The organism is Corynebacterium sp. ACRQK (genome assembly GCF_022345965.1).
In the GTDB taxonomy this organism is placed as follows: domain Bacteria; phylum Actinomycetota; class Actinomycetes; order Mycobacteriales; family Mycobacteriaceae; genus Corynebacterium.
Genome location: NZ_JAKRMU010000002.1, coordinates 276,547 through 302,312, shown reverse-complemented (window position 1 = coordinate 302,312; position 25,766 = coordinate 276,547). Strand labels below are relative to the sequence as shown.

Sequence of the window (25,766 nt, the reverse complement as noted above, 5' to 3'; positions counted from 1 at the left end):
CGATGGGGTCGAATATATCCCTCCCCGCGCCGCAGCGTCAAACGCGGCAACAAAGGCGCAGGTTGAAGGGGGCGGAAAAGGGGGCGTCACCTAAAATGGGCAACCATGAGCCCAACAAACCGCAACGAGCCCGTCATCGCCCCACCCACGCCCGTGCGTGCCGCCGCCTCGGTACTCTTCGGCCTGGCAGTGGGCATTATGGTCGCGCCACTCGCACCCGGCTTTCAAGTGATCGTGCTGATTCTCAACGTCGGCGCGGCGCTACTCCTGACGTTTAGCCACCCATACCGCCGGCAGGTGCGTGCAGAGGTGGAAAAGCGTGGCGAACGCTACCGCACCAGCGCAGCGCAGGTCGCACCCCTGTTCCCACTATGGATCGCACTGATGGCTCTTCCGCTGCTAAATACGCGCTCGTGGGTACTCATGGCCATCGCGTGGGTCATCGCCAGCGCGTACACCTGGTTCATCTACCCACACATCGACGGCACCGCGCACATCAAGCCGATCGACAAAACCAAGAACACAACCAAGAAGAAGTAGCACTCAAAGAGCATCGCACGAAAACAAAAACGGCTCGCACTCCCCAAGTGCCGGGGAGTGCGAGCCGAAAAACTATTTCAGCTTCTATTAGGAGCCGGAGAGACCACCGGACAGACTGCCGGAAGCACCGGAGCCAGCCGGAGCTGCACCCTTCTTCACTACGATCGGGGTGCCGTTGTCGAAGACCTTGTTGTTATTCACAACAGCGCCAACCTTCGCACCAGCACCATTCTTGTAGGTACCCTCCTTCTCCGGAGCCTTCCAGGTGAAGTCCAGCAGCAGCGGAGTGGCGGTATCGACGGTGGGCTTCTGCTTAATCAGCAGACCCTCCTCCCAAGAAACGCGAACCTCAGTCCGATCCTTGTTCTGAGTAACCGCGTACTCGGACTGACCCAGCTCATGGACACCGTCGCCCAGCAGACCACCCTTAATGCGCTCAACCTTGACCAGCTTGAAGCCCTTTGGCATCCACTCAAGGATCTCGTCGATGCGGGTCTTACCCTTCACACCCTGAATCAAAACACGGGTCTTCACAATAGCGCCCGGAGCAACGGTGGTTGCACCATGAACCTGCTTGTACACGTCAACAATCCAGGCCGGGCCACCGACATTACCCAACTTAATCTTGTCACCCTGCGGGACGTCCAGATCCTTCTTGCCACCTAGGGAGCCAGTCAGGCCACCCAGGGAACCAGCCGGCGCGGCGGATGCAACACTCACGCCACCGAAAGCCAGTGCAGATGCTGCGGCAATAGCGGTTGCGCTACGAACAAACTTAGAAGCCATAGAGGAATACCTTTTGATCAGTTTTGCATGAGCCTGCAAACAACTTCGCGCTAAAGCATAACCTAGTTAGGGAAGAGAAATCAGTATTTCGAAAGTTTCCTCTAAAAAATTTCTAAGCCGGGCAAAAAGCCGCCCTTACTCCCACTCGATAGTTCCCGGCGGCTTGCTGGTGACGTCCAGCACCACGCGGTTCACTTCCTCCACCTCGTTGGTGATGCGCGTGGAGATCTTCTCCAGCACGTCGAAAGGAATACGGGTCCAGTCGGCCGTCATCGCATCCTCACTGGATACCGGGCGCAGCACAATCGGGTGACCATAGGTACGGCCATCGCCCTGCACACCCACGGAACGCACGTCCGCCAGCAGCACCACCGGGCACTGCCAGATCACGTCGTCCAAGCCCGCGGCGGTCAGCTCAGCACGGGCGATAGCGTCGGCAGCACGCAGCGTCTCCAGGCGCTCCTCCGTCACCTCGCCGATGATACGGATGCCCAGGCCCGGCCCTGGGAACGGCTGGCGCGCCACGATTTCCTCCGGCAGACCCAGCTCGCGACCCACGGCGCGCACCTCGTCCTTGAACAGCAGGCGCAGCGGCTCCACCAGCTTGAACTCCACGTCGTCCGGCAGGCCGCCGACGTTGTGGTGGCTCTTGATGTTCGCGGTGCCGGCGCCGCCACCGGATTCCACGACGTCCGGGTACAGCGTGCCCTGTACCAGGAAGTCCACGCTGGATCCCTCCGGGGCATCGGCCAGCACGCCCGCAACGGCGCGCTCGAAGGAGCGGATGAACTCCGCGCCGATGGCCTTGCGCTTAGCCTCGGGCTCAGTCACGCCGGCCAGCTTCTGCAGGAACGCCTCGCGCTCGTCCACCGTCACCAGCTTCGCGCCTGTGGCGGCCACAAAGTCCTTCTCCACCTGCTCGCGCTCACCGGCGCGCAGCAGACCGTGGTCGACGAACACACAGGTCAGACGGTCGCCGATCGCGCGCTGCACCAGCGCGGCCGCCACGGCGGAATCCACGCCACCGGACAGGGCGCAGATAGCGCGCCCTTCGTCGCCGATCTGCTCGCGCACCTGCTCAATCAGCTGCTCGGCAATGTTACCGGCAGTCCACGTAGGCTCTAGTCCAGCGGTTTCCAGCAGGAAGCGGCGCAGCACCTCCTGGCCCTTCGGGGAATGCAGCACCTCAGGGTGGTACTGCACGCCCGCCATGCGCTTCTCCGGGCACTCAAAAGCAGCCACCGGCGCACCCTCGGTGCGGGCGGTCACGGTGAAGCCCTTCGGCGCTTCAGAGACGGAGTCGCCGTGGCTCATCCACACCTGCTGGTTCTCCCCCATGTCCCCGTGCAGCACGCCAGCCTCGGGCTGGATCTGCAGCTCGGTCCGGCCGTACTCGCGCAGGCCGGTCTTCGCCACGGTGCCACCCATGGCCTTGGTCATCGCTTGGAAGCCATAGCAGATGCCGAATACCGGCACCCCCAGCTCCAGCAGTCCGGGTTGGAGCGAGGGGGCGTCATCTGCATAAACAGAAGAAGGTCCACCGGAAAGGATCAAGGCCGCAGGGTTCTTCGCGGCAACCTCGTCGGCAGGCATGGTGTGCGGGATCACCTCAGAGTACAGGTTCACCTCGCGCACCCGGCGGGCAATGAGCTGTGCGTATTGCGCACCGAAATCCACGACAAGTACGGGCCGTGGAGCGGCGGCAGCTGAGTCTTGTTGATTCACGTCCCTAACTCTAACGCACCTGCGCGCCACGGGGCACACCGGTCGCTAGCTAGCCACGACCGTCCGTGAAGCGCTGCTTGTACCAATCCATCGACGGCGGGGAGAAAATCAGCCCCAGCGATACCACTGCCACCACGCCGAGAATTGTGGCCAGCCAGATCACACCCGACTGGATCACCGTAATCGTAATCAGCACCAGTGTGATGTGGGTCAGCACCAGCCCGGACACACCCCACGTACGCCCCTGAATAATCATCGCTCCGAACAGCGCGAAGGCGAAGAAGTACAGCCCCACCATCACGCCGGTCGCGCCGACGTTCATCTTCACGGTTTCGTCGCCATGCTGCGGCTGGTAGCCGAGGTAGAGCACGATCGTGGCGATGATGCCAATCACGCCGATTATTATTGACGCCCACGACAGCACCGCTAGCTGCATCGGCAACCGGTCAGTTGTGCGCTGCCACCACTGGGAAATCTTCATTCAGATCAGTTGTGTCTTTCTGTATTAACGGGCGACCAAGTACTAGCGGACGACCAGATCGACCTTCTGGAAGCTCTTAATATCCGTGTATCCACACTTAGCCATCGAGCGGCGCAGGGCGCCAATAATGTTCTCTCCACCAACCGGGTTGGCAGTTGGGCCGAACAGCAGCTCCTTCAACGGCAGCGGCTCGTCGCCCAGGCCTACCTCTTCCACCAGGCCGCGCGGCAGCTTCGGGTGGCCTGCCGTGGACGGCCAGTACCAGTTCGGAGCACCCGCGGAAGCAGCGGTGGCCAAGGGAAGCCCCAGAGATACGGCATCTGCGCCGCAGGCGATGGCCTTGGCTACGTCACCGGAATTGCGCAGCGAGGAGTCGGCGATGATGTGAACGTAGCGGCCGCCCGTTTCGTCCAGGTAGTCGCGGCGTGCAGCGGCCGCATCGGCGATAGCAGTGGCCATTGGCACGTCGATGCCCAACGAATCGTTGTTGGTGGTGTGGCCAGAGCCGATGATCACACCCGCCGCGCCGGTGCGCATCAGGTGCATGGCGGTGGTGTAATCCACCACGCCACCAGCGATCACCGGGATGTCCAGGCTGCCGATGAACTCCTTCAGGTTCAACGGCTCGCCGTCGCGATGCACGTGTTCTGCGGAGACCAGGGTGCCCTGAACCACCAGCAGGTCCATGCCGGACTTGATCAGTGCCGGCGCGAGCTCGCGAGCGTTCTGCGGGGACACACGGACGGCGAAGCGGATACCCGATTCCCGTACCTGGTTCAGCCGTTCCTGCAGCAGATCGACGTTCAGGTCCAGGGAGTGGAGACGCTGCAGCTCCGCGTTGGCGCCGAAGATATCGGAGTCCGAGGCGGCGTCATCATCATCAAACAGCGCGGACTCTGCCTTGCGAGCAGCTTCAACAACCCCGCGCAGGGCGGCATCCAGGTCATCCACGCGCCCCCAGAGGCCTTCGGCGTTGATCACCGGAAGGCCACCGAGCTGGCCAAACTCGATAGCGAACTCGGGCGTGACGATCGAATCGGTCGGGTGTGTCATCACCGGGATGTCGAAGGAATAAGCGTCAATCTTCCACGACGTATCCACATCGTGCGAGCTGCGGGTGCGCCGGGACGGCACAATGTCAATCTGGTTCAGACCGTACACCCGGCGGGCAGCGCGCGAACGTCCGATGTCAACGTATTCCTGCATGGCTGGATTGCTCCTTAAAGGCGTGCTTTAGCTGGCTAGATCTAGCTTGCTCTTCCTGGCTCTAGCGGTTCGGGTTGTAGTTCGGCGCTTCCATAATGCCCTGCACATCGTGTGGGTGCGATTCGCGCAGCCCCGCACCGGTGATACGCACGAAGCGTGCGTTGTGCAGCTCGGAGATCGTCGCTGCGCCGGTGTAACCCATGGCAGCGCGCAGGCCACCGACCTGCTGGTGCAGGATCGAGCCGATCGAGCCGCGGAACGGCACACGGCCCTCGATGCCTTCCGGCACCAGCTTCTCCTCGGACTGCACGTCGGCCTGGAAGTAACGGTCCTTGGAGTAGGAGCGCTTCTCGCCGGTCAGACCACGCCCCTGCATGGCGCCCATGGAGCCCATGCCGCGGTAGCGCTTGTACTGCTTGCCGTTGATAGTCACGATCTCGCCGGGAGTCTCGGCCGATCCGGCGAGCATGGAGCCCAGCATTACTGTGGACGCCCCAGCCGCCAGTGCCTTAGCGATGTCGCCGGAGAACTGCATGCCTCCATCAGCGATGATCGGCACGCCCGCCTTCTTGGCTGGGACGGCCGCTTCCATGATGGCTGTGATCTGCGGGGCACCAACGCCCGCGACGACGCGGGTGGTGCAGATGGAGCCCGGGCCGATACCGACCTTGATGCCGTCTGCTCCGGCTTCGATCATGGCCTGCGCTGCCTCGCGGGTGGCGAGGTTCCCGCCGACGACATCTACGCGGTCGCCAAACTCCTTCTTCACGCGGGAAACCATGTCCAGCACGCCGCGGTTGTGGGCGTGGGCGGTATCGACGATCAGCACGTCCACACCAGCATCCACCAGGTTGCCTGCGCGGGTCCAGGCGTCCTCGCCGGTGCCGATACCAGCGGCGGCCAGCAGGCGGCCGGAGGAGTCCTTCGCAGCTAGTGGGTACTGCTCGCGCTTGGCGAAGTCCTTGACGGTGATCAGGCCGGTCAGCTTGCCGGCGCCGTCGACGATCGGCAGCTTTTCTACCTTGTTCTCGGAAAGCAGGCTCAGGGCTGCTTCGGCGGACACGCCTTCCTGAGCGACGACCAGTGGCATGGGGGTCATGGCCTCGGAGACCTTGCGGCTGAAGTCGCTTTCGAAGCGCATGTCGCGGTTGGTGAGAATGCCAACCAGCACGCCTTCGTCATCCACAACCGGCAGTCCGGAGATGCGGTAGCGGGCACACAGGTCGTCTACCTCCTGGATGGTCATGTCCGGAGAGGCGGTAACCGGGTCGGTGATCATGCCGGCCTCGGAACGCTTGACGATCTCTACCTGCTGCGCCTGATCCTCGATGGACAGGTTGCGGTGCAGCACGCCGATACCGCCGTGGCGAGCCATGGCGACAGCCATGCGAGCCTCGGTGACGGTATCCATGGCAGCGGAGGCCACCGGGATGTTCAGGTTGATGTTGCGGGTGAACTGGGTGGAGGTGTCCACGCCGGAGGGGATTACCTCAGAGGCGGCGGGCAGCAGCAGGACGTCATCGAAAGTCAGTCCTACCAGTGCAACCTTGTTAGGGTCGTCGCCGCCGGTAGAAACTGGGTAAATCTTCGCGTTCATCTCTGGGTTCGTCACAGGTTGCCCGACCTTCCTCTAGAAAATTCTGCGGCGCTGCCCCACCAGGGCTTGGGTGCCTGGGAGTTCTCGCCATCTTTTCGCCGATGTACTACAGAATAACCCTTTGCAGCACGTTTTTGTGTGCCGGGGTTAGGTAGCGGCGGCGGGGCGCGCACTTCGTTCTCATCCCTCAGTTTGTAGACGATCCATTCCCTAATTTGTAGTGAGGCGATGCTTTTGCCTTGCATTACGGGCCACAGGGTACGGTGTTGGTGTGAGCTTTAACCACGATCAGATGCCGCCGGACCCTTTCGCCGATGATCCGAACGACCCTGCGTCGTTCCTGGATCCCGACGAGTTTAATGAGGCCGTTCCGCCGTTGTCTCCCGATGAGGTTCAGGCTCTGCGGGAGGATCTGCAGAACGTCCGGGATTTCCGCAAACTGTTGGAGCCGCGTGGGGTTCGGGGTATCACCATGCTGTGTGAGGATTGCGAGGACAGTCATTTCTATGACTGGGACATCATCGAGTCGAATATTCGCACGATGATGAACAACGAGCTTGTGCCAGTACACGAGCCTTCTGCGCAGCCAAACCCGAATAATTACGTGACCTGGGATTATTGCCTGGGTTATGCGGACGCGATCGATTTCGCGTTCCACGGTCTGCGCCCGCCATTCCTCTGGGGGAAGTAACTAGCTGCTTCCACCTGCGGGTTCTGCACCGCTGTTGTCCGCGCGGGGGGAGTTGTAGTCGGTGAGCACCGGCAGCGGCTCTGGGTTACGTGGCCCGCCCGTGGTTGGAGTCGGCTGATCCTGACGGGTTGCCGTAGGCTCGTTTGGCTTCTTCGTTTTCGAAGTCGTCTCGGTGGGGTTCGTCGGCGACGGCGCACCCATCGGCATAGCCGGCCCCGGCTGCTCAGGGGTATCCGTCCCACCGAGCAGAATGGTAGTCGTCGGGATTTCGTCTACAGCTGTTGCCTCGGGCGCCTTGGAGCTCTTTGTTGCGGGCTTGCTCGACTTACCCTCTTCCTTCTGGCGCCTCTCGTCGTTGGACTTGCGGTCGCTCTTTTCGCTGCGCCCCTGCTTGTCTGCAACGTTCTCTTCGCCGAGGACGCCACCTTGCCCACTAGCGGAGCTCTCAGCAAGACCGTTGGAGCCCTCTGCTTCCACGGCTTCCCGCTCGGCCACGGTATCGCGCTTCACGTGTGCGCCCTGCGAGCTGGAGTAGGCAGCGTACCCCAGACCGCCCACGGCGATGGCTGCGGCCACTCCGCCGGCGATCAGCATGCTAGTCAGGGAAACTCCCCCGGCAGCGGCTGCCTTGGCGCTAGTGCGCAGCAGGCGCGAACCGTTGCCCGCACCCCCTGCTGCTTCAGCCACTTCAGTTTCAGATTCTTCGCCACTGTCTTCCGCAAACAGGAAGCTTACGTCCGGCGCAGGCGGAATATCCTGGTAAAGCTCCTCACGGCGGGCAACTAGATCCGCAAAAGCAGGGTCGTTGGAATCAAAGTTTTCCGTTTCCGGAATCGCCTCGCCGCGGCCGATCGCATCAAGGATGCGATCTACATCCAGGATGGAAGCGAAGTTCTCCTCGCCCTCCCGGAAGCCGTCATTCTGCGCCATGGCTGCTGAGCTCTTTTCTTTCCTGAACTACCCGAGGGTAGCCACTTACTTTTGAATAATTCCGTGCTTCTTTAGCTTCATAACCGCGCGGTGCTGAGCAACGCGAACGGCTGTTGGCTTCGAGCCCACGAGCTCCGCGGTCTCCTCTGCGGAGTAGCCGTGAATAACTCGAAGAAGAAGAATTTCTCGTGATTTCTCACTGAGAATATCGAGCTTCCTAGCTAAATCGTTACATGAATCTTGGCTTAAGTACACCTCTTCAGGTGAATCCTGGAAACTCTCTTCCTCCGGTAGCTCCTCTGTCGGATCAGACATATCCCGGGTTTGAAAACGGTAGGCGTCAGTAATCTTGTTTCGCGCCACCTGGTAGACGAAGGCCATAAACGGTGCCCCACGATCCTCATACCCGGGAAGCGCCTTGGCCACCGCAATACAGACGTCCTGCGCGACGTCATCAGGCGTAGGGTAGCCGTTCATGCTCAGCTTACCGCGACAAAAGAGAACCACCTTCGGGTGGATCAGCTGAATAAGACGATTAACTGCGCGACAGTCTTGGTCAATGGCCGCCGGGAGGAGATCTCGAATCTCCTCGTCGGTTGCCTGGTCTGCAGCCATCGCCTCTACTCCGTCAAATGCTCGCGCGTTTTTATCAGCGTCTTCATCAATGTGGATTGAAACTATCACACCGCGCCGACAGCCCCGGATCGACTAAAAGGGGACTGTTCGATTTCTCCTCACGCGAATGCAATTGAACAAACCTGAAACATGTTCCCACTTTTGCTCTGGTTTTTCAGCTAACGCCAACCCTCCTGACAGCCATATCTGGCGATCTCCCAGCAAGATCGCGGGAAGAATGCAGCAGGCAGAGAATTTATTAACCCCCTTTGGGGGGAATCTAGGCGTGGCGTAGAAACAAGTTAATCCATTGTTCAACTAGCCACGTTCTCGCAGGTAGGTAGCTACAGCTATGCGAAATAGCTATGTCACAACAGGTTTTGGATACCCAAAAGGCACTCGTTCGTTACTTAGAGTTCATTTAAGGATTGGAACCTCTCAAACGTCACTACAAGTGAGCATCTGACTTTTCACGAGGAGTAACCACCTAATGCCACAGCCCAGCCAGCTTCCGGGACCCGTTTCTTCGACTTGGGAATGGCAACTTCATGGCGCATGCCGCGGGGCTGATTCTTCTGTCTTCTTCCACCCGGATGGCGAGCGTGGCCGTGCCCGTGCCATGCGCGAGCACCGCGCCAAGGCCATCTGCCGTGAGTGCCCGGTGATTGAGCAGTGCCGCAACCACGCACTCAGCGTGGGCGAACCCTACGGCATCTGGGGTGGCCTTAGCGAGTCCGAGCGCGACGCTATCCTGCGCCCCACTTCCCGCAACCGCAATCGCCGCGTAGCCTCCTAGCGGGCCGCATAGCCTCCTAGCCGCTGGCTGGGCACATAAAGCCCACCAAGGCAGGCCCGCTCATCCCACACGAGGCAGCGAACACAAAAGAAAGGGAGAGGGATTATCCCTCTCCCTTTTATCACTGCCTAGCAGCGGGCTACGGCAGCTATCCCACTAGTGGGCGTGGCCAGCGTGTGCTCCTGCCTGGGGAGCCGGAGCGGCAGGCTTGTCCACCACGGCGGTCTCAGTCGTCAGCACCATACGGGCGACGGAGGTGGCGTTAACCACAGCGGAGTGGGTTACCTTCACCGGATCGATGATGCCCTGCTCCAGCAGGTTGCCGTACTCCAGGGCGGCGGCGTTGAAGCCCGAGCCGTTGGACTGCTCAGCGATCTTGGAGACCACGACGGCGCCGTCCAGGCCAGCGTTGTCGGCAATCCAGTATGCCGGGCGGCGCAGAGCGCGCGCCAGAGAGCGCAGACCGATACTCTCGTCGCCTTCTACTTGGCGGGACAGCTCCTCGATCTCAGCTGCAATCTGCACCAGTACGGAGCCACCGCCTGCAATTACACCTTCCTGGCTAGCGGCACGTGCTGCGTTGATCGCATCCTCGATGCGCAGCTTGCGTTCGTTGACCTCGGTCTCAGTAGCGCCACCGGCGCGGATGACGGCCACGCCGCCGGACAACTTCGCCAGACGCTCCTCGAACTTCTCCTTGTCCCAGGAGGAGTCGGTGCGCTCGATGTCGTTGCGGATCTGGTTACGGCGCTCCTCGACAGCCTCGGCGGAACCAGCACCGTCGACCAGCACGGTATCTTCCTTGGTGATGTTCACGCGACGGGCAGAACCCAGCTGCTCCAGAGTGGTCTCGGAGAGCTTGTGGCCCAGCTCGCTGTCGATGACGGTACCGCCGGTGACGATAGCCAGGTCGTCCATGAACGCAGAGCGACGGTCGCCGAAGTACGGGGACTTCACAGCTGCAACCTTCAGGGACTTGCGGATGGCGTTCAGCACCAGCATCTGCAGCGGCTCGCCCTCGATGTCCTCGGCGACGATCAGCAGCGGCTTGCCGGAGTTAGCAACCTTCTCCAGTACCGGCAGGAAGTCCGGTAGGGAGGAGATCTTCTCGCGCACCAGCAGGATCAGCGGGTTTTCCAGCTCTGCGTGGCCGGTCTCCTGATCCGTAACGAAGTACGGGGACAGGTAGCCCTTGTCGAAGGAAACACCCTCGGTGACGATCGACTCGTCCTCGATGGACTGGGATTCCTCGACGGTCACCACGCCGTCCTTGCCCACCTTGTCGAAAGCGTCGGCAACCATGGCGCCGATCTTCTCGTCGCGGGAAGAAACGGTGGCGACGTTGGCGATGGCGGCGTTGTCCGCCACTGGCTGCGCCAGCTCGCGCAGCAGTTCCACAACGCGCTCGGTGCCCTGGGCGATGCCGCGGTTCACGGCGATCGGGTTGGCGCCGGCTGCCACGGTGCGCAGACCCTCATTGATCAGGGCCTGAGCCAGCAGCGTAGCGGTAGTGGTGCCGTCGCCGGCGATGTCGTTGGTCTTGATGGCTACGGACTTAACCAGCTGGGCACCTAGGTTCTCGAAGGGGTCCTCCAGGTCGATGTCGCGAGCAATGGTCACGCCATCGTTGGTTACGGTTGGGCCACCGAAGGCCTTGTCCAGCACGACGTTGCGGCCGCGCGGGCCTAGGGTCACCTTCACCGCGTCCGCCAGGGCGTCCACGCCCTTCTGCAGGCCCTCGCGAGCCTCTTGATCAAATGCGATGAGTTTTGACATGCAGCTACCCGCTTACTTTTCGATGACAGCGAGGATGTCGCGCTGGGTCAGCAGCAGGTACTCTTCGCCGTCGTACTTCAGCTCGGTGCCTCCGTACTTGGAGAAGATAACGGTGTCGCCCTCCTTCACATCCATCGGGATGCGGTCGTCGTCATCTGCCCAGCGGCCGGGGCCGACTGCGATGACGGTGGCCTCCTGCGGCTTCTCCTTAGCGGAGTCCGGGATGACTAGGCCGGATGCGGTAGTGGTCTCCGCCTCGACGATCTGGACGAGGACGCGGTCCTCAAGGGGCTTGATGTTGACGTTAGCCACGATTGAATACCTCCGTGTATTCGAGCTGTAGGTTTCACTCTTGTGAACTGTTGTGCCGGTTGGTTTTCCAGATACAGCCGTCGTCGCGGGTGAACAACTGTGAGTCAAACAACCTATCTGGCACTCTACCCTCGCAAGTGCTAACGCTCAACCAGCCCCGGTGCTAGATCCCCGGCGCTAGATCCCTTTGGTCAGGTTAACCACCGCGTTGTACCACAGCTCGTAATCCTTGGCGTTGTCTACCTTGTAGTTCTCAACTGCGCGGATGCCGTCGTGGATGGACTCGACGTCCTCGTCGGTCAGCCCTGCACCCTCGTCGCCGACGAACAGCACGGGGCCGAGGATCGCGCGAGCCGGGTCAGAGATGAAGCTGGAATCGCCGGTCTCCTGCTCCTTGCGCCCCATGGAAGCGAGCGGGTTCGGCTCCGGGTTCTCCGCCTTGCGTGCATCGGAGGAATAAATGGCAGCGACGGTCAGACCACTTTCCACGAAAACCACGTGCAGGCGGTCCTGCTCGCTTCCGCCCAGAACGTCGGCAGCCTCCGACAGATCAATGTCCATTTCCTTCGTCTGCAGGTCCGGCGTTACCAGCATGCTGCGTGGCATATTGAGCTCCTAGCTTGTTGTGTGATGAAAGAGTTGTGAGTTTTTAGACAGTCACAGAACATCTTGCCAGCAAACTAGCAATTGCGCAGGACAGGCTCTTCCACGTCCAGCGAGGGATCGGTAGGCGTCGCCAAACCGCTCGGCTCCTCCCCCGCCGCAACGAGGCGCGCCGCGAGTGCCGCCATCATCACGCCGTTGTCGGTGCAGAGCTTTGCCTGCGGGATTTTTAGTTCGACGCCCACTTCTCCGCACCTTTCGGCCGCCACTTCCCGCAGGCGCCTGTTCGCGGAAACACCTCCGCCGAGTAGCATCACGCCGGCGCCCTTATCTTCGCAGGCGCGCAGAGCCTTGGTAATGAGGACGTCCACCACTGCCTCTTGGAAGGAAGCGCACACATCTTCAATGGGCAGGCGCGCGCCGTCCTTTTCCGCCTGTTCCACGTAGCGGGCGACAGCGGTCTTCAGCCCGGAAAAGGAGAAGTCGTAGCGCGAGTCCTGCTGGCGCATCATGCCGCGTGGGAAAGCGATGGCCTGCGGGTTCCCCTGCGCAGCCAGCCGGTCGATCACCGGACCACCTGGATAGCCCAGGCCCAGCAAGCGCGCGACCTTGTCGTAGGCCTCGCCCGCAGCATCGTCCAGGGTGCTACCGAGCTCTTCCATCGGGGCGCCCACGCCGGTGACGTGCAAAATCTGTGTGTGTCCGCCGCTGACCAGCAGCGCGATGGCGTTGCCGAGGTCACTGTCGGCGCCAGCCTCCTTGGTGGCGCTTCCCGCCACCCCCTCGTCAGCTCCCTCGTCGAGGGTCCCAACGGCCACGTGTCCACCCAGGTGGTTCACTCCATAGAAGGGCACCTGCCACGCCAGGGCGTAGGCCTTCGCGGCCGCAGCGCCGACCAGCAGGGCTCCGGCCAGGCCGGGGCCAACAGTGGCGGCCACAACGTCTGGAGTGCGGAAACCGGGGGCATTCTCGCGCGCTTCTGCCAGGGCGGCGCGCATCGTCGGCTGCATGGCCTCCAGGTGGGCCCGGGAGGCGATCTCCGGGACCACGCCTCCGAAGCGGGCGTGCTGCTCCATGGAGGAAGCCACCTTATTCGCCACGATCTCCAGCTGCGCCGCTGCCTCACCGACAGCTGCTGCGTCGCCATCAGCGGATACTGTGCTGGCTACGATCCCCACGCCGGTCTCGTCGCAGGAGCTTTCAATGCCCATGATGTAGGAAGGCCGGTTTGAAGTGCCGGAATCTGGGGCCGGGGTGGCGTCAGAAAGAAAAGCAGGGCGCACCATGGTGAAAGCATCGGCACCCGAGGGCTGGTAGTAGGCACGGCGGGTGCCCTCGATGGCGAAGCCGTAGCGCTCATACAGCCCCACGGCGGGGCGGTTATCGGTGCGAACCTCGAGGAAAATGGGCGCACGCAGGCGGTCCGCGACGGTTACGAGTGGATCCATGAGCAGCTTGGACAGACCCTTCCCCTGCCATTCGGGAAGGATGCCGATGGTGTGGATCTCCGCTTCCGGGTCGTTAGCCGGGCCTCCGACAGCCAAGATTGCGTAGCCGATCAACTGAGGTTCGCGCGCGGGGTCCGTTGTCTCCAAAGCGAGGCAGTGGGTGTGCGGCGCGAAGATTTCGCTGGCGAAGGCTTCCGCGGACCAGGGGGAATCTTCAGGGAAGAGGATCTGCTCGATCTCCGCGCAGGCGGGTGCATCGGCGGTAGTGAGCAGGCGCACGCGGGCGGACCGAGAGCCTGTATGCGGATCTCCCCCGGCAGCATCGCCCTCGCTGCCTGCGACTTCGGCCTGCACACCCACCTCTTGCACGCGGGAAAAGTCCAGCGCCTTCGAAATTGCCTTCGCCTTCGGCTCCTTCGCATCGGGCCGACGCAAGTAGAGTGCGCGGAGTGCGGGCGCATCGGCCAACAACCCCGGAACCGAACCGAGAAACTCCAGCGCTGCAAGAACTAATCCCCGAGGCGTGGGATGGGCATCCACGCTTTCGATCTGGCAACCCTCTTGGGAGCCAAAAAGCTCTTCCGCCTGTTCTGCGACCGCGGAAGCGCTAAGCACCCGCAACGGCCAGCGGTCGAACTCGCTCTGGATATCCCGCACCACATCTGGCGCGTGGACCGAAGCCGGAACCTGCACTTCAGAGCACAGCCGCCCTGCCAGCCCGGGAAAGAAACTCATACGCGAGTGGTAGAACTCCCGGCGGCGGGCATCTGAGACGATCAGGTAGTCGCCGAAGGCTTTAGACCCAACCTGGGAGGTTGCATGCTCCCACGCCGTGGCGGCCGCGCTGGGAATGCCGTGGACTGGGATCGAGAGGGCGTCACCAAAAGCAGCAGCGGTAGCCATACCAACCCGCAGCCCAGTAAACGGCCCCGGGCCAGTGCCGGCGACGACCGCGTGCAGGTCTCGAGGGGAAAGCTCCGCCTCGGCGAGGCACGCCTGGATGTTCGGGGTGAGCAGCTCCATGTGGCCGCGAACGTTATCCACCAGGCGCTCGGCGAGCACGCTTACCTGACCGTTCGCGGCGATCTGGGCAATACCGCAGGTGACATAATTGGTGGAGGTATCGACGGCCAAGGCGTAAATCATAGGATTTATTCTATGGCGGATGGAAGCGGTGGGGAAAACAAGAAGTCCCCGAGAGGCTCTCGCAGTAAACCTCTCAGGGACGGTATACGACTGGCGGGTTGATCAGGCCCGTAAATGCCAGCGTCTTGTGAAACACCCCTCACGGTGATTCGTCAACTATCATTGCACGGCCAAGCTCCTCAAAGCAACCCCGTCCGAGAGGTTCCCCAGTTTTTCCTAAGAATTTGCCAGGAAGTGTCCAGCCGCTCCCAGTCGAGCTAGACCCAGCGCCATGTGACGGTGCGCGAGTCCGCGTCCGCAGCAGGGGCTTCCGAATCGGCCAGGTCGGCGGGGCTGCCCACGCTACTCCGGTCGATCTGCACGTCAAGCACCTTATCGCTTAGGGGCTCCACCACTCCGCGACCCCATTCGGCCACCACGACCACGTTGTCGATATCCGCATCTATGTCCAGGCTTTCCAGCGCGTCGAGCACCTCGTTGCGGTCAATGTAGCGACCCGGCTCGATGCCTTCCTCCACGTCCGCACCCAGCAGCCGGTAAGCATCCATGTGCAGCAGCCCCACCCCACGCTGCCCGGCGCGGTGAGTCCGCACGATGGTGAACGTCGGCGACTGCACGCGCCCCTTCACTCCCAGGCCAGCGGCCAGCCCCTGGGTCAAGGTCGTCTTGCCCGCACCCAGCGGCCCGGAGAGCACCACCACGGTCCCGGCTTCCAGCTGCTTGCCCAGCTGCTCGCCGAGAGCCCACATGTCATCGGCAGTCGCGGCAGCGCAGGAACCGTCGGTGGAGAAATCCGGGCGGCCGCCCTTGAATACCCGCTTGACCCTCGGACCCCGCGGCATCGTCAGCACCTCGTAGCTGATCGTGCCCGCCAGCTCCGCGAACTCGTCCGCGCTGGTGCCACCTTGGCCGAAAATCACCGCCCAATCCCCTGGATTCACGTCCGCAGCATTGTCGGCCGGCCCTAACTCCACAACAATCTGATCCATGCACACCCGCCCGATCTGCGAATATGTCTTCCCGTTGATCGTCACCAGCATCTTGCCGGAAACACTGCGCGGCAGCCCGTCGGCATAACCAAGCGCCACCACGGCGGTGCGGGTATCGCGCTGCGCCCGCCAGGTGTGGCTGTAACTTACGCCCTCACCCTTCGGCACCACGCGGGTTGTGGTCACGCGGGCCCGCAGCGTCATCGCTGCCTTTAGTTCAACGCCCACGCCGATTGGGTCGATGCCGTATAGTCCGACGCCCGGTCGTACCAGCTCATAGGCGAGATCAGGGCGGTGCAGCGTAGCCGGTGTGTTTGCAATGTGATTGCGGGGCACCTGTAGCCCACGGGATCGGCAAAACTCGATAGCTTCTGCGAAGCGGGCGGCCTGCAGGTCGTTCGCTGCCGACTTGGGGGCGTCGGCGCTGGCCATGTGGGTCATCACGCCGGTGACTTCCACCAGCTCGGTATTGGATGCCAGCAGCTCGACCGTTTCCTGCCACTCGGCGGGGCTCACCCCGGAGCGGGAAAGGCCAGTATCCACCATGAGCGTCACCCGCACGGGAGCGCTGACCTGCGCCTCCCGCTGCGCCTTCTCGGCCTGCTCCACGAGGGAACGTGCGTGAGCCAGCGAGGGCACGCCAACGTTAATGTCCGCGGCGATTACCTCCGTCAGGTCTTCATCGGGTGTCCACATCCAGGCAGTGATCGGCGCGGAAGCGTAGCGCTCCCCTAGTCCCCCAAGAATCTCGCGCAGGTGCAGGGCCTCCCCCAGTGTGGCCACGCCCAGCTGTTCCACGCCCGCGTCCAGCATTGCGGGAGCCACCACGTCCACCCCGTGGTTGTACGCATCGGCCTTCACAACGGCCAGCACCCCGGCGGGAGCCGCAGCCTCCCGGAACACACGCACATTGTGCGCGATGGCATCCAGGTCAACGACTAGTTCCGCAAGGTGACGATCCGACATGTTCATAACCTTAGCCACCCCTCCTGGGATTCCAGGAAAGGGGCACGGCAGGGGGCGTCAATAGGAAAGAACCCCGAACTATTCGACGGTGACGGACTTGGCCAGGTTACGCGGCTTGTCGATGTCCTGGTTGCCACACTGGCGCGCGATGTCAGCGGCCAGGAACTGCAGCGGCACCGTGGACAGCAGCGGCTGCATCAGCGACGTGGTGCCCGGGATCTCCAGCAGCCAGTTGGCATACGGGCGCACGGCCTCGTCGCCCTCTTCCGCGATGACGATTGTCTTCGCACCACGGGCACGGATCTCCTGGATGTTGGACACGATCTTGGAGTGCAGCACCGGGCGGCCGTTCGGGCTAGGCACCACAACAACGACGGGCAAGTCGTCCTCGATCAGGGCGATCGGACCGTGCTTGAGCTCGCCGGCGGCGAAGCCCTCCGCGTGGATGTAAGCCAGCTCCTTCAGCTTCAGCGCACCCTCGAGGGCAACTGGGAAGCCCACGTGACGGCCCAGGAACAGCATGGTCTTCACCGGGCCGAGCTCCTCGGCCAGCTGCAGGATCTGCTCGCGCAGGTCGAGGGTCTTCTCGATCTTCTCCGGCAGCGCCTCCAGCGCATAGTAGATCTCCGCGATCTCATCGGCGTACTTGGTGCCACGAGCCTGAGCCAGGGCCAGGCCCACCAGGTAGTTGGCGGCGACCTGTGCCAGGAAAGCCTTCGTGGAGGCCACGCCGATCTCGGGGCCAGCGTGGGTGTACAGCACGGCATCGGACTCGCGCGGGATCTGCGAACCGTTGGTGTTGCAGACGGCCAGCACGCGGGCGCCCTGCATCTTCGCGTGGCGCACGGCCTCCAGTGTGTCGGCGGTCTCGCCGGACTGGGACACGGCCACCACAAGGGTGCGCTGATCCAGCACCGGGTCGCGGTAGCGGAACTCGCTGGCGACCTCGATCTCTACGGGCAGGCGGACCCAGTGCTCGATGGCGTACTTGGCCAGCAGGCCGGAGTGGTAGGCCGAACCACAGGCGACGACGAAGACCTTTTCCACTCCGCGCAGGTCCTCGTCGGACAGGCGCTGCTCGTCCAGCACGATGCGACGGCCGTCGAAGTGGCCAGCCAGGGTGTCGCGGACTGCGGCCGGCTGCTCGTGGATTTCCTTCATCATGAAGGAGTCGAAGCCGTCTTTCTGCGCGGCATCCAGGTCCCAGTCGATGGTGAAGGGCTTGCCCTCCACCGGGTTGCCGTCGAAGTCGTAGATGTCGTAGGAATCGGCGGTGATGACTACCGCGTTGTCCTGGCCCAGCTCCACGGCGTTCTTAGTGCGGTCGATGAAGGCCGCCACGTCAGAGCCGAGGAACATTTCGCCCTCGCCCACACCGACGATCAGCGGGGTAGAGCGGCGGCCGGCGACGATGGTGCCCGGGTGGTCATCGTGGACGAACAGTACAGTGAAGGCGCCGTCCAGGCGGGAGAGAACCTTCAGCGCGGAGGCCTGGAAGTCTCCGGCGGTCTCGCCTTCGTTGTAGGCGAGCGCCAGCAGGTGTGCGGCGACCTCGGAGTCGGTCTCAGATTCCAGCTCAATGCCGGCGGCCTCGATCTCCGCGCGCAGAGTGGAGAAGTTTTCGATAATGCCGTTGTGGACGATGGCGGCCTTGCCGTCGAAGGAACGGTGCGGGTGTGCGTTTACGTCGTTCGGGCGGCCGTGGGTCGCCCAGCGGGTGTGGCCGATGCAGGTAGAGCCGTGGAAGGAATCTCGACCGACCTCATCGATGCGGTCGATGAGGTTTTGCAGTTTGCCTTCCTTTTTTTCGAGGTGCAGGGAGCCCTGCTCGACAACTGCGATGCCTGCGGAATCGTATCCGCGGTATTCCATTCGCTCCAGCGCATCCAACCCGATTTGGAGGGCCTCGGAGTCACCTACGTAGCCAACAATTGCACACATGCCTCTGACGATACACAATGGCTTGTCCGTTTCGGTAAGCTGTGGGGCTGTGGCAGATAAGATGAAGAACCTAATTACTCGTTTGGGCAAGCGTGGCCCGCACCGCGTGATGGTCGGTGACCTGAACTTCGCTGGAATTCCAGGGCGCGTTTACACCCCGGCGGAAGGCAATGGCATCCCCGGCATCGCTTTCGGACACGACTGGCGTGTCGGCGTGGATGCGTACCACGCGGCGCTGCGCCACCTGGCCAGCTGGGGGTTCGCAGTGGCGGCACCGGATACGGAAAAGGGGCTCTCCCCGAACCACCGGGGTTTCGCCGCTGACCTGGAGACCGCGCTGCAGATCCTGGCTGGTGTGCGCTTGGGCAACGGTAACGTCACAGTACAGCCGAACGAGCTTTATCTGGCCGGCCACGGCATGGGCGCTTCGGCCGCCGTGCTGGCGGCTACGGGGCGCCGCCACCGTAGCGAGCTAAAGGGCTATGAAACCGAGCCCACCATCAATGGCGTGATGGCCGTGTATCCGGCGGATACTTCCCCGGATGCGACGGAGGCCGCGAAGTATGTGAAGGCTCCGGGCCTGGTTCTGGAAGCTGGCCGTTTGGGCGAGACCCCGATGGGTAACGCCAAGCGCATGGCCGCCCACTGGGGCGGGGACGTTGTCTACCGCGAGCTGCTGGGCGCTTCTTCCAGCGGCTTCCACGAAAAGTACGGTCGCAACTTTGCCCTGGGCGCCGGACTGCCGCAGTTCAGCCAGCAGGAGCTGGCGCGCGGCCTGATGACTGGCTTCGTTCTGGCCGAGGATGAGAAGAAGTACGCCTCCTTCCGCGATAGCCACGCCGAGTTGAAGAAGACCCGCACCGCCACTCAGCACGAGCTGTACAAGAACCTGCCCGAGAACGTGGACCTGGACGAGCGCCTGGCGGAAATCTTCTAGGTCTCAGCCCCTTTGACTTCGAACTTTTGGGTTTAGTCGAAGATCCGCCCGCGCATCCCGCGGGCGCCGTTGGTTGCAGCGACATTCACGTTCGCGCCTCCGACCGTCTTGTTTGCCTTCTCCCCCTGCGCCTTCTTGGCCTCCTCGAGTTGGCGCGTGCATTCCTTGAGCGTCTCCTCGAACTCCCGCACCGATTCTTCGACCTCAGCCATGTAATCGTCGACGATGCGCTGGTAGCGCTCTGTAAGTTCTTCCCTGCCGGTCACCACTCACCGCTCCTTTCGATATTGACGCCCACTGCCGCAGCCCCCGCACCAGCCAATTCCACAGAGGTGCCTGTCATTTCAATGGATGCAGCTCCCGCTGCCGATACCCACACGTCCGGAGTCCACTGCTTGGAGGGCACCGGTTCCGGCTTTGGATGATTCTCCGCGTTTCGTTCCGGTGCAGATTCCGGGCTGGGTGCTGCGGGCGTGATCGGTTCACCCTTCGTGTCGCTTGATGGCGGTGTTGGCGCCTTGTGCTCCGGCTTGGGTTCCTCGCATTGCTGCGGTGATTCCGGTTCGGGCTCAGCTTTCGGTTCGGGCTCAGCTTTCGGTTCGGGCTCAGCTTTCGGTTCGGGCTTCGGCTCCTCGCACTTCTGCGGCAGCTCGGGCTTAGGTTCCGACTGTGGCTCCGGCTTGCACTCTTCCTTGTGCTCAACCTGTTCGGCTGGCGGGGCTGGCTCCGGCGCCGGTTCCGGCTCCGGGCACGGCTCAGGTTCTGGCGCTAGTTCTGGTGCTGGTGCCGGCACAGGTTCCGGTTCCGGACACGGCTCAGGCTCCGGCGCTGGCTCCGGGGCAGACACCGGACACTGATCCACCGGTGGAGCCAGGGCCTCCGTCGCACAATGCACGATCTGCTCCCACAGCCTCACCGCACCCTCGACGTTGATCTGCAGGGAGCCAGCCAGCGGAGGCGCTAGAGGCGCCGGCGGAGCTGGTGGCGGAGGCGGCGGCACCAAGGACTGTGCAGGCATAGGCGCCGGTGCTGGCGCCGGCTCTGGGTCTGCCACAGGTGCAGGCGCGGGAGCCGGCTGCGGCGCCTGAGCCATAGCCGTCTGCGTGACCACCTGAGCCGCCGCCTGCGGTGCGGGGTGCTGTACAGCCCCCGTCTCACACGGTTGCTCGGCCGCCGGAGGGGGCGTCACTACCTTCTTCGGCGCTGGGCAATCACTTTCCGGGGCCTTAACAGGCTCCGGGCACTTGGTCTCCGCGGGCTTGGGATCCTGGCAGACCGGCTTGTCCGAATTCCCGGGCTCGGCAGCGGGCTTCGCATCGCGAATCAGCTGATCCATGGTTGTATCCAGACAATTATTGCGGCTGCGCAGAATATCCTCTGAAAGCTTCCCCGCCAGCTTCGCCAACAGATCGAGCAGAGGCTTACCACCATTGATCAGGCCAATCGCAGCCATGCCGAAAAGCTCCAACTTCTCGGCAATATCCTCGATCAAACTCACCGAGTTCTCCGAGGTCGTGCCCATGATCTCGGCGGTATCCCGCACCGCCACACAACGATCCTGAACGCAGTGTTCGTGGTTCAGCTGCTCCTTCCCCGCCTTCTCCGTCGCCGTCCCCGGCTGTGCATCGCCCGTGCCCTTCAGGCTCTCTTTCACGCACGCCTCGGCGGCCAGCTCCGGCGCCTGTTGTTTCTGGTTGCTCGCCGGCCCAAGCGACGTCAGGATCGTCTCTGGGTTCATGCCGTTGGTAAATGACGCCGCAGCCTTCGCACCCTCCACGGGAGCACCAAAGCCGGCCATCACGGCGAGTGCAGCGTTCAGCCGAAGATCCAAAGAGCCCGTCATGCCCAGCCACCCCCTGCGTTCAAGCTGGCGGAATTTTCCTGCTCGGCCTGGCCTACGCGATCCACCAGGCCCGTCAGTTCCTCGCTTGCCTGAGCCAGCCTGTGGGCGTGGTTCACACGCACGTTATGCCCCTGATCAACCAGATCCAAAAACTGCTGTGCCTTGGCCTGCAGACCCGAACCGAACGCGGCCACGGGCACGCTCGGCCGGTTACTATTCAAATGATTTGCCCAGTTCAGCTGCGCATCGCGCAACTCCGCCACCCGCTCGGCGGCCGGTACCGGATCTATGTGCAACTCCCCCACGGTCTATTCCCCCTTTGAACTCCCCGGCAGTGCTTAGCGCCCACGGCTCGCACAAGTTCCCCGCACAAGCACCTCGCACTGCACAACAAAACATCCGCACAGTTAGACTACGCGGATGTTAAAAAGGTTCGCCGGAGTTTCCCGGCACCGTGAAGGGGCGTCGTGGGAACTAGAGCCTAGACCTCCGCCACCACGGCTGCGAGCTTCCCCGCGATGCGACGGGCCGTGCCCGGATCGGCGGCTTCCACCATCACGCGGAACAGCTCCTCGGTACCAGAAGGTCGCAGCAGCACGCGGCCAGCGTCTCCCAGATCCTCCTCCGCCTTGGCGATGGCCTCGACCACACGCTCGTCGTCGGCGATCACGGACTTATCCGCCACCGGCACGTTGATCAGCGTCTGCGGCAGAACCGTCATGACCCGCGCCAGTTCGGATAGCGGCTTGCCGGTCTGCGCCATGCGCGCCATCAGCGTCAGTCCCGTCAGAGTGCCATCGCCGGTAGTAGCGTGCTCGGAAATGATGACGTGGCCGGACTGCTCGCCTCCCAGCGAGAGATCAGAAGCCAGCAGCTCGGCCAGCACGTATCGGTCCCCCACCTGCGTCTCCAGCACCTTGATGCCGTTGGCCCGCATGGCCAGCTTCATGCCGAGGTTCGACATGACGGTGGCCACCAGGGTGTTCTGCTTCAGCTCCCCGTTCTCCTTCATCGCCACAGCCAAGATCGCCATGATCTGATCGCCGTCTACGACATTGCCCTCGGAATCCACAGCCAGGCAACGATCCGCATCGCCATCGTGTGCCAGCCCCAGGTCCGCCTGGTGTTCCAGCACAGCCTTCTGCAGAACATCGATATGGGTGGACCCCACCCCGTCGTTGATGTTGAAGCTATTCGGGCGGCTGTGGATCGCCACGACGTCCGCGCCAGCCTGGCGGTAGGCTTCCGGGGCGGCAGTAGAGGCCGCACCGTTGGCACAGTCCACCACCACGCGGATACCATCCAGCGGGTGGTTAATCGCCGTGCCGACATGGGCCAGGTAGCGCTCCAAGGCATCGGAGGATTCATCCAGGATGCGACCGATCGCCGCGCCGGTTGGGCCCGTCTCGGGCAGCTCCAGCATGGTGGCTTCGATCTCGTCCTCCACGTCATCCTGCAGCTTACGGCCACCCGCGGCAAAGAACTTAATGCCATTGTCTGGCATGGGATTGTGGGAGGCGGAGATCATCACGCCCATGTCGGCGCCGAAGTCGTCGGTGAGGAAGGCCACGGCGGGCGTCGGGATCACACCGACGTCCAACACATCCACGCCCTGCGAAGCCATACCCGCCGACAGTGCAGCCGTCAGCATCTCCCCCGATACGCGCGGATCGCGGCCCACCACAGCGGTCGGGCGGCGGCCACCCACTTCCTCCTTGGATACCAACACGCGCGCGGCGGCGGCACCCAGCTTCATCGCCAGCGGCGCGGTCAGCTTCCTGTTCGCAAGGCCGCGCACACCATCAGTTCCGAACAATTTACCCATAGGGCGAGATCTTACCCGGCCACCCCGCAGGTCGGGTGGGTGCCACTCCCGTGTAAAGGCAATTCATCCGAAAGCTAGACAAAAGGGAAACCCCCACGTCCCAACCGAAAAGTTGATCGGTTGGGGCGTGGGGCGTCGCCACCAAAAAGATGGAGCGATTTAGCGCTTGGAGTACTGCGGTGCGCGACGTGCCTTGTGCAGGCCGGCCTTCTTGCGCTCCACGGCGCGAGCGTCGCGGGTCAGGAAGCCAGCGCGCTTGAGGTCGGTGCGCTCAGCCGGGTTGTACTTGTTCAGTGCGCGGGCGATAGCCAGGCGGAAAGCACCAGCCTGGCCGGAGGGGCCGCCACCGTTCAGGTTGGCCTGGATGTCGAACTGGTTCTCGCGGTCCAGCAGGACCAGCGGAGCCTTGATCAGCTGCTGGTGCAGCTTGTTCGGGAAGTAGTCCTCCAGGGAACGGCCGTTGCACAGGAACTCGCCGGAGCCCGGAACCATGCGGACGCGGACGACGGCCTCCTTGCGGCGGCCAACGGTCTGGATGGTGCCCTCGAAGACGACCGGCTCAGCCTCAACCTGCTCAGCCTCGTCCTCGGAAGCGATGGAGTCACCGATGGTGGCAACGAACTCTTCGTTCACTGCGTCGGTAGCGGTGTACTCGCCCTCGAAGTTCTCCTCGACAGCAGCGTTCTGCTCGTCGGTTACGTTCTCGTTGTACTCAGTCATTACTGTGCCACCTGCTTGATCTCGTAGGTCTCAGGCTTCTGGGCCTCGAAAGTGTGCTCCGGGCCAGCGAAGACGCGAAGCTTCTTGATGGACGCGCGGGACAGCTTGTTGTGCGGCATCATGCCCTTGACTGCCTCCTCGATGACGCGCTCCGGGTGCAGCTCCAAGGAACGACCCAGGGACATGGTCTTCAGACCACCCGGGTAGCCGGAGTGACGGTAGCGCATCTCACGCTCGCGCTTGTTGGAGGAAATGTGGACCTTGTCCGCATTGATGATGATGACGTTGTCGCCGCAGTCAACGTTCGGTGCGAAGTAGGGCTTCTTCTTGCCGCGCAGCAGGTCAGCTGCGGTAACAGCAAGACGACCCAGCACCACGTCGGTGGCGTCGATGACGTACCACTTACGGGTGATGTCACCGCTCTTCGGGTGGAAAGTAGTCACAGGGGACTCCTTAAAGTCTTGATCTTGGAACTGCCAGCCAGATGAACACTTAAACGTGAAGTACGTGAGTGCTTCCGCGGCGGCCGGTTGGGACCCGCAGAAATGCATGCGCCCGGACAGGCCGGGCACTGTGCACACAACCCTTGGGAGTTTAGTGCAGGTTAGCGCGCAGACCAAAAAAGGTTGTTCTGACATGAATAAAACCCCGGCTCCCGCTCCCCTCGAGTTGAAGGAAACGGGCCGGGGTTCTAGTAGCCGTGCGCCGTGATGACTACTTACTTACGGACGTCGCCGTCGAGATCGGAGTCGATCTGCTCCTTACGGAGCTCTTCGGTGTGACGCTCGGTCTCAGTGATTTGCTCCTTGTTCAGGGAGACCTTCTCCACTGGGACGGTCTCCTTGTTCACAGAGACACGCTCTTCGCTCAGGGTGACGGAGGCTTCCTGGCCGGCCTCGTCGATGTTGCCCCTGAGGTTAGCGGCATCTTCCTCGGGGATCGGGGTGCGCTCAACGCGAACCTCTTCACGGGTGACCGGAACCTCTACGGTCTCGGTGTCGGTGACTACGTACTTACGCAGGCGAGCCTCGCCGGTCTGCACCTTGTCCTTCTGAACATTCAGGCGCTCCTCAGAGCGGATGATCTCGCCTTCATTGTTCACGGCAGCCTCGCGGTTAGCGGCGTCAGTGTTAGCAACTTCGCGCTCGGTGGCACCGGCCTGGTCGGCGTTTGCACCGGCCACGCCAGCGCCTGCACCAGCAGCACCAACACCTGCGCCTGCGGCACCCACGCCAGCACCAGCAGCGGTGTTACCGCCGGCAGCCTCGTGGCGATCCAGGGTGGAGAGCTCCTCGCCTGCATCCTGGTTGCCAGCGCCCTCGCCGTAACGGGTGGTGTCCTCAACGTTGTCGAGGCCGTAGTGGCGGTAGATCTCGTTCTGCTGCTCCGGGGTCAGAGCCTGGTCGGCATCGAAGTCCGGTGCGTCCTTCACGCGATCCTTGGCGAAAGCCAGGTTCAGGTTCTCGCCGTCGAACTTGTGTCCGCGCATCGGAACCAGGCTGGAGTTCATGCCGAACAGGCCGTGGTTAACCTCAACGAAGGTGGGCTGGCCGGACTTGTCATCAACGAAGATTTCCTTGACACTACCCAGCTTGTCGCCAGCGTTGTCATATGCGGTTGCCTTGAAAAGATCCTTGATGTCGTTGCTCATTTGTTAATAAATCCTTTCACCATGCTGGTACGCAATACGGGGTTGATGTCTTGCTTGGTGAGTACCAACAGTGGGGAATTACGTAGTGGTGTACGACAGCAGTGAAGCTGTTGATTGTTTTCGTCTTTCCCGTACACAAAAGACGCTACGCATGGTTGTATTAACGCTTCAACCAAAACGATTCCCAATAGACATGAATCGGGACTCATCGGAGCATATCCCCAGTTCATTACACACACTAC

General features: G+C 62.5%; 24 protein-coding genes. 4 read left to right on the top strand and 20 right to left on the bottom strand.

Features of this window, described 5'->3' with window-relative positions:
• Window positions 1-105 precede the first annotated feature (105 nt).
• Entirely contained in the window at window positions 106-540 is a 435-nt protein-coding gene (locus tag MHX63_RS04150) for a hypothetical protein (protein WP_239387351.1), read from the top strand.
• A gap of 87 nt (window positions 541-627) precedes the next feature.
• On the opposite strand, the gene MHX63_RS04145 is transcribed toward MHX63_RS04150, so the two are convergent.
• From MHX63_RS04145 to guaB, 5 genes are all read right to left on the bottom strand, one after another.
• Complete coding sequence (locus MHX63_RS04145; protein WP_239387350.1) at window positions 628-1,326, bottom strand: hypothetical protein; 699 nt, start codon at window positions 1,324-1,326, stop codon at window positions 628-630.
• Between the two features lie 135 nt (window positions 1,327-1,461).
• Window positions 1,462-3,051: a glutamine-hydrolyzing GMP synthase gene (guaA, locus tag MHX63_RS04140; protein ID WP_239387349.1), complete on the bottom strand. Its 1,590-nt coding sequence runs from the start codon at window positions 3,049-3,051 to the stop codon at window positions 1,462-1,464.
• A gap of 49 nt (window positions 3,052-3,100) precedes the next feature.
• Window positions 3,101-3,532, bottom strand: coding sequence for a hypothetical protein (locus MHX63_RS04135; RefSeq protein WP_239387348.1), 432 nt, complete (start codon window positions 3,530-3,532; stop codon window positions 3,101-3,103).
• Window positions 3,533-3,574: 42 nt separating this feature from the next.
• A complete protein-coding gene (locus MHX63_RS04130; protein ID WP_239387347.1) occupies window positions 3,575-4,738 on the bottom strand; it encodes a GuaB3 family IMP dehydrogenase-related protein in 1,164 nt (387 codons plus the stop codon).
• 61 nt (window positions 4,739-4,799) lie between these two features.
• The gene (gene guaB / locus MHX63_RS04125) at window positions 4,800-6,335 is read right to left on the bottom strand and encodes an IMP dehydrogenase (protein WP_239387373.1); all 1,536 of its coding nucleotides are present in this window, start codon (window positions 6,333-6,335) and stop codon (window positions 4,800-4,802) included.
• Between the two features lie 292 nt (window positions 6,336-6,627).
• Between guaB and MHX63_RS04120 the strand changes: the two genes are divergently transcribed.
• Complete coding sequence (locus MHX63_RS04120) at window positions 6,628-7,026, top strand: DUF5319 domain-containing protein (RefSeq protein WP_239387372.1); 399 nt, start codon at window positions 6,628-6,630, stop codon at window positions 7,024-7,026.
• On the opposite strand, the gene MHX63_RS04115 is transcribed toward MHX63_RS04120, so the two are convergent.
• The gene (locus MHX63_RS04115; RefSeq protein WP_239387346.1) at window positions 7,027-7,956 is read right to left on the bottom strand and encodes a hypothetical protein; all 930 of its coding nucleotides are present in this window, start codon (window positions 7,954-7,956) and stop codon (window positions 7,027-7,029) included. It abuts the gene before it with no gap.
• Window positions 7,957-8,001: 45 nt separating this feature from the next.
• Window positions 8,002-8,571, bottom strand: coding sequence for a sigma-70 family RNA polymerase sigma factor (locus MHX63_RS04110; protein ID WP_239387345.1), 570 nt, complete (start codon window positions 8,569-8,571; stop codon window positions 8,002-8,004).
• 490 nt (window positions 8,572-9,061) lie between these two features.
• On the opposite strand from MHX63_RS04110, the gene MHX63_RS04105 reads away from it, so the two are divergent.
• A complete protein-coding gene (locus MHX63_RS04105) occupies window positions 9,062-9,367 on the top strand; it encodes a WhiB family transcriptional regulator (RefSeq protein ID WP_239387344.1) in 306 nt (101 codons plus the stop codon).
• Window positions 9,368-9,523: 156 nt separating this feature from the next.
• Here MHX63_RS04105 and groL read toward each other — a convergent pair whose 3' ends face one another.
• The 6 genes from groL to glmS all read right to left on the bottom strand — a co-directional run bounded on the left by groL (window position 9,524) and on the right by glmS (window position 18,548).
• Window positions 9,524-11,143, bottom strand: coding sequence for a chaperonin GroEL (gene groL / locus MHX63_RS04100; protein ID WP_239387343.1), 1,620 nt, complete (start codon window positions 11,141-11,143; stop codon window positions 9,524-9,526).
• A gap of 12 nt (window positions 11,144-11,155) precedes the next feature.
• Window positions 11,156-11,455 (bottom strand): co-chaperone GroES, encoded by a 300-nt coding sequence (gene groES / locus MHX63_RS04095; RefSeq protein ID WP_035009982.1) that lies wholly within the window; start codon window positions 11,453-11,455, stop codon window positions 11,156-11,158.
• Between the two features lie 177 nt (window positions 11,456-11,632).
• On the bottom strand, window positions 11,633-12,061 hold the full coding sequence (locus tag MHX63_RS04090) for a hypothetical protein (RefSeq protein WP_239387342.1): 429 nt from the start codon (window positions 12,059-12,061) through the stop codon (window positions 11,633-11,635).
• A 74-nt stretch (window positions 12,062-12,135) separates the two neighbouring features.
• The gene (gene tsaD, locus MHX63_RS04085; RefSeq protein ID WP_239387341.1) at window positions 12,136-14,652 is read right to left on the bottom strand and encodes a tRNA (adenosine(37)-N6)-threonylcarbamoyltransferase complex transferase subunit TsaD; all 2,517 of its coding nucleotides are present in this window, start codon (window positions 14,650-14,652) and stop codon (window positions 12,136-12,138) included.
• 257 nt (window positions 14,653-14,909) lie between these two features.
• Window positions 14,910-16,607, bottom strand: coding sequence for an alanine racemase (alr, locus tag MHX63_RS04080; protein ID WP_239387340.1), 1,698 nt, complete (start codon window positions 16,605-16,607; stop codon window positions 14,910-14,912).
• Between the two features lie 78 nt (window positions 16,608-16,685).
• A complete protein-coding gene (gene glmS, locus MHX63_RS04075) occupies window positions 16,686-18,548 on the bottom strand; it encodes a glutamine--fructose-6-phosphate transaminase (isomerizing) (protein ID WP_239387339.1) in 1,863 nt (620 codons plus the stop codon).
• Between the two features lie 61 nt (window positions 18,549-18,609).
• Between glmS and MHX63_RS04070 the strand changes: the two genes are divergently transcribed.
• A complete protein-coding gene (locus MHX63_RS04070; RefSeq protein WP_239387371.1) occupies window positions 18,610-19,485 on the top strand; it encodes a dienelactone hydrolase family protein in 876 nt (291 codons plus the stop codon).
• Between the two features lie 32 nt (window positions 19,486-19,517).
• On the opposite strand, the gene MHX63_RS04065 is transcribed toward MHX63_RS04070, so the two are convergent.
• The 7 genes from MHX63_RS04065 to MHX63_RS04035 form a co-directional block, all read right to left on the bottom strand.
• Complete coding sequence (locus MHX63_RS04065) at window positions 19,518-19,751, bottom strand: hypothetical protein (RefSeq protein WP_239387338.1); 234 nt, start codon at window positions 19,749-19,751, stop codon at window positions 19,518-19,520.
• The gene (locus MHX63_RS04060; RefSeq protein ID WP_239387337.1) at window positions 19,748-21,328 is read right to left on the bottom strand and encodes a hypothetical protein; all 1,581 of its coding nucleotides are present in this window, start codon (window positions 21,326-21,328) and stop codon (window positions 19,748-19,750) included. Before MHX63_RS04060 ends, MHX63_RS04065 begins: the two co-directional genes overlap by 4 nt.
• Window positions 21,325-21,633, bottom strand: a complete 309-nt coding sequence (locus tag MHX63_RS04055; RefSeq protein ID WP_239387336.1) for a hypothetical protein — start codon at window positions 21,631-21,633, stop codon at window positions 21,325-21,327. The genes MHX63_RS04060 and MHX63_RS04055 overlap by 4 nt, the downstream gene beginning before the upstream one ends.
• Before the next feature lie 176 nt (window positions 21,634-21,809).
• The gene (gene glmM / locus MHX63_RS04050; protein WP_239387335.1) at window positions 21,810-23,153 is read right to left on the bottom strand and encodes a phosphoglucosamine mutase; all 1,344 of its coding nucleotides are present in this window, start codon (window positions 23,151-23,153) and stop codon (window positions 21,810-21,812) included.
• 159 nt (window positions 23,154-23,312) lie between these two features.
• On the bottom strand, window positions 23,313-23,873 hold the full coding sequence (gene rpsI, locus MHX63_RS04045; protein WP_005291842.1) for a 30S ribosomal protein S9: 561 nt from the start codon (window positions 23,871-23,873) through the stop codon (window positions 23,313-23,315).
• A complete protein-coding gene (rplM, locus tag MHX63_RS04040) occupies window positions 23,873-24,316 on the bottom strand; it encodes a 50S ribosomal protein L13 (RefSeq protein ID WP_034984948.1) in 444 nt (147 codons plus the stop codon). The genes rpsI and rplM overlap by 1 nt, the downstream gene beginning before the upstream one ends.
• Window positions 24,317-24,591: 275 nt before the next feature.
• A complete protein-coding gene (locus MHX63_RS04035; protein ID WP_239387334.1) occupies window positions 24,592-25,524 on the bottom strand; it encodes a PRC and DUF2382 domain-containing protein in 933 nt (310 codons plus the stop codon).
• Window positions 25,525-25,766: the final 242 nt, after the last annotated feature.